The following is a 3,128-nucleotide window of genomic DNA, read 5'->3' on the forward strand; positions in this document are numbered from 1 at the left end:
AGCGCACCATCGGGAAATTCGGCACTAATCGCCTCTACTTTGCCCTCTAGGGGAATTTGGGCTAAAATTTGCCAAGCTTGTCGGTATTGGCGTTCCTGTTGGGAGTTAAAGAATTTTTGCTGGTTTTTATCGCTATTATCTAACCATCCCGTCGGTTCACTAATTAAGGTGAGAGCCTGCATTTTACCGCCATCGCGACCACCGCGGCCGATTTCCTGTAGGTATTCCGATAGTAAAGCTGGGGGTTGGTAGTGGACAACCCAACGCACGTCGGGTTTATTGATACCCATGCCAAAAGCTGAGGTACAGACAACAAAAGTTAAATCCCCCCGCAGCCAATTTTGTTCTATTTCCCGACGCTGAAAGGGGGATAAACCGGCATGATAGGCACTGGTGCGATAATGGAGAGATTGCAACCATGCCGCTAAATTTTCACTATGGCGACGGGAACGAGTATAGATCAGGCCGGATTGTCGAGGTTGACCGGTGAGGAAGTTTAATAGTTGATGACGACGACAACCGGGGCTAATACATATTTTGGTGCTTAAGTCAAGGTTTTGACGGTAAGGATTTATTAAGAAAAGCTGTGGTTTTTCTAGTTGTAAGATGCGGGTGAGCGTCTCACGGGTAGCGGGGTTAGCGGTGGCGGTGAAAGCAGCGATCGCTATTTGGCTGCCGGCCGGTTTTGATTGTAGAAGAGCGGGACGGACAGCCCCAAGACGACGGTAAGCAGGACGAAAATTATCGCCCCACTGGGTTAAACAATGGGCCTCGTCGAGGATGAGAGCGTTAATTTTAACGTGGGGAAGGGTTAATTTTGACCAGAGGGGCGGACTTAAGAGGGTTTCTGGGGAAAGATAGAGAAGTCGCAGGGTTTGATCTGCGATCGCTGCTAAGGTTTTCTTTCTCTGTTGTCGGGGGATTTCATTATGAATCAGGGCAACGGGTAATTTTTTGGCTAATAATTCCTCCACCTGATTTTCCATCAGGGCAACTAAGGGGGAAATCACTAGGGTTAAGCCGGTTTTTAATAAAGCGGGCAATTGAAAACAGATAGATTTACCGAATCCCGTGGGCATGACAATCAGGGCATCTTTTGCCGCTAAAATCGTCTCGATAATCTCCTGTTGGGGAAAGCGAAAGCTATCATAGCCCCAAATTTTCTGAAAAATAGTCCGGATGCTTTCGGTATCTTGGGAAGACATGGGTTAACTGCTGGGAATTATGAATTATGAATTATGAATTATGAATTGGGGAGCAGGAGAGTGGGGAGTGGGAATTATGAATTATGAATTGGGGAGAGGGGAGAAGGGAGCGGGGGAGAGGAGAGCATTTGTATCAAAATTCAGGGGCTGGTTTAAAGGCGCAACTGGTTAGAAACCTCTGGGTTAAACAGTTTGAGCGGTTTTTACTATCCTGGAAGGGTAACAATTTTTCCCATAATTGAATTTTTTTTGCACTTCTTTAATAATCTGTTACACTTATAGCGATCAATCCTTGTCTGGGGAATTACTGATGACTGAACCTGTTAGCACCACTGACCCCGCAGTAGAAACCGCCACCGAAGCGCAACCCAGTTACGTCAAGCTGGCGATGCGGAATATGGTCAAGAAAAAAGGCGTCTCGTTAAAACACTTTTTTTTGACTACAGCAGCCCTATTAGGCTTTTTTGTCGGTGTTTCCTATCTGACGCGTCCCTAGGATGAAATCTGGTGAGTGAGACTTTGCCCCTAGGGGTGGATTTATGCCTACAGGATAATTATTTTGATCCCGGAAATAGTCCTGTGGATGGGGAAACTTGGCACTATTGGTTGGAGACATGGTTAGGCTATCTATCGGATTATCTCCCCGTTGCCGCCGGTTATGAACTAAGTTTGCGTTTAACAGACGATCGAGAAATTCAGACCTATAATTGCCAATATCGCCACAAAGATCAACCGACGGATGTTCTCGCTTTTGCCGCTCTGGAAGTGGATTTACCAGTGGATGAGGGCATTTTAGAGACAGAACCTTTATATTTGGGGGATATTATCATCTCTGTGGAGACAGCACAACAACAGGCTTTAACACAAAATCATTCTTTGGCGCGAGAATTGGCCTGGTTAACTGCCCACGCTTGTTTACATCTTTTGGGTTGGGATCATCCCGATGAAACAAGTCTGTTAGAAATGCTATCTTTACAGGAAACTTTGTTAAAAACCGTCGAAATGCCGATACATAGTTAGTTGTTTTTGTCAAGCATTATTGAGGAATATGAAGACAAACTATCATAAAGCCAACCAATCTACCAGCCTATCTAATCCCTATCTCAACAATAACTTTATCCCTCGATCGGGACAGGTGAGTGAGGGCAACAATTCGACTCAAAGAGAATACGCTTGGCAAGTCGCCTCGAATCTATTAGTCAGTTTTCGCTACGCTTGGGCCGGAGTCCGTTATGCTTTTGTCAGTCAAAGAAATTTTCGCATTCACACCCTGATTACCCTAGTAGCGATTAGTTGGGGCTTATTTTTGCGGGTTGATGCCCTGGAAATGGCGATTGTCACCCTTACCTGCGCTCTGGTGATGGTCTTAGAATTAATCAACACTGCCCTAGAATCAGTGGTGGATCTGACGGTGGGGCAATCCTACCATGATTTAGCCAAAATAGCGAAAGATTGTGCCGCTGGTGCCGTTTTAATCGCCTCGATCGCCGCTTTACTCGTAGCGGCTTTTATTTTTATTCCCCATTTATTAGTTTAAGCGGGAAGCTTTTTTCCGTGTTGCCAAAGGCACGGCGTAGCCGTCCAGTAAACAGTGAACAGTGAACTGAAAACTCAAATCTGATCACTGATTACTGTTTACTGAATTTAAACCGCGTAGGGGAAACTTCAGTACAAATGCTCGAACTTCCTCTCCCTGCTGCCAACTCCGGCACTGCGGTGCAGTCTTAACCAGTAATATTAGATAGTCAACAGCTTAACTGATCACTGATAACTGATCACTGATAAGTAGGGTCTGCTGAAAAAGTTTTTCCTGGGGGTAGGGTGTGGGGTGTGGGGTGTGGGGTGTAGGGTTTTACCGATTTTCAGGTGGTCAACTACCTAATTTTCAGGGAAAAAGTACCTCAATTTTCCCCCTGATCACTC

General features: G+C 45.6%; 4 protein-coding genes. 3 read left to right on the plus strand and 1 reads right to left on the minus strand.

Features of this window, described 5'->3' with window-relative positions; all coding sequences use genetic code 11:
• Positions 1-1,205, minus strand: a 1,205-nt coding sequence (locus tag PX484_RS16915) for a RecQ family ATP-dependent DNA helicase (RefSeq protein ID WP_288104865.1), incomplete at its 3' end; no start/stop codon positions are given.
• Between the two features lie 310 nt (positions 1,206-1,515).
• Between PX484_RS16915 and PX484_RS16920 the strand changes: the two genes are divergently transcribed.
• The 3 genes from PX484_RS16920 to PX484_RS16930 are packed head-to-tail and all read left to right on the plus strand — an operon-like array spanning position 1,516 to position 2,742.
• Complete coding sequence (locus PX484_RS16920) at positions 1,516-1,701, plus strand: DUF3285 domain-containing protein (protein WP_002797124.1); 186 nt, start codon at positions 1,516-1,518, stop codon at positions 1,699-1,701.
• A gap of 11 nt (positions 1,702-1,712) precedes the next feature.
• Complete coding sequence (gene ybeY / locus PX484_RS16925) at positions 1,713-2,225, plus strand: rRNA maturation RNase YbeY (RefSeq protein ID WP_288104868.1); 513 nt, start codon at positions 1,713-1,715, stop codon at positions 2,223-2,225.
• Positions 2,226-2,253: 28 nt separating this feature from the next.
• Complete coding sequence (locus tag PX484_RS16930) at positions 2,254-2,742, plus strand: diacylglycerol kinase family protein (RefSeq protein WP_004163644.1); 489 nt, start codon at positions 2,254-2,256, stop codon at positions 2,740-2,742.
• Positions 2,743-3,128: the final 386 nt, after the last annotated feature.

The sequence above is a fragment of the Microcystis sp. M49636_WE2 genome, assembly GCF_030065375.1.
GTDB classification, from domain to species: Bacteria; Cyanobacteriota; Cyanobacteriia; order Cyanobacteriales; family Microcystaceae; genus Microcystis; species Microcystis aeruginosa_C.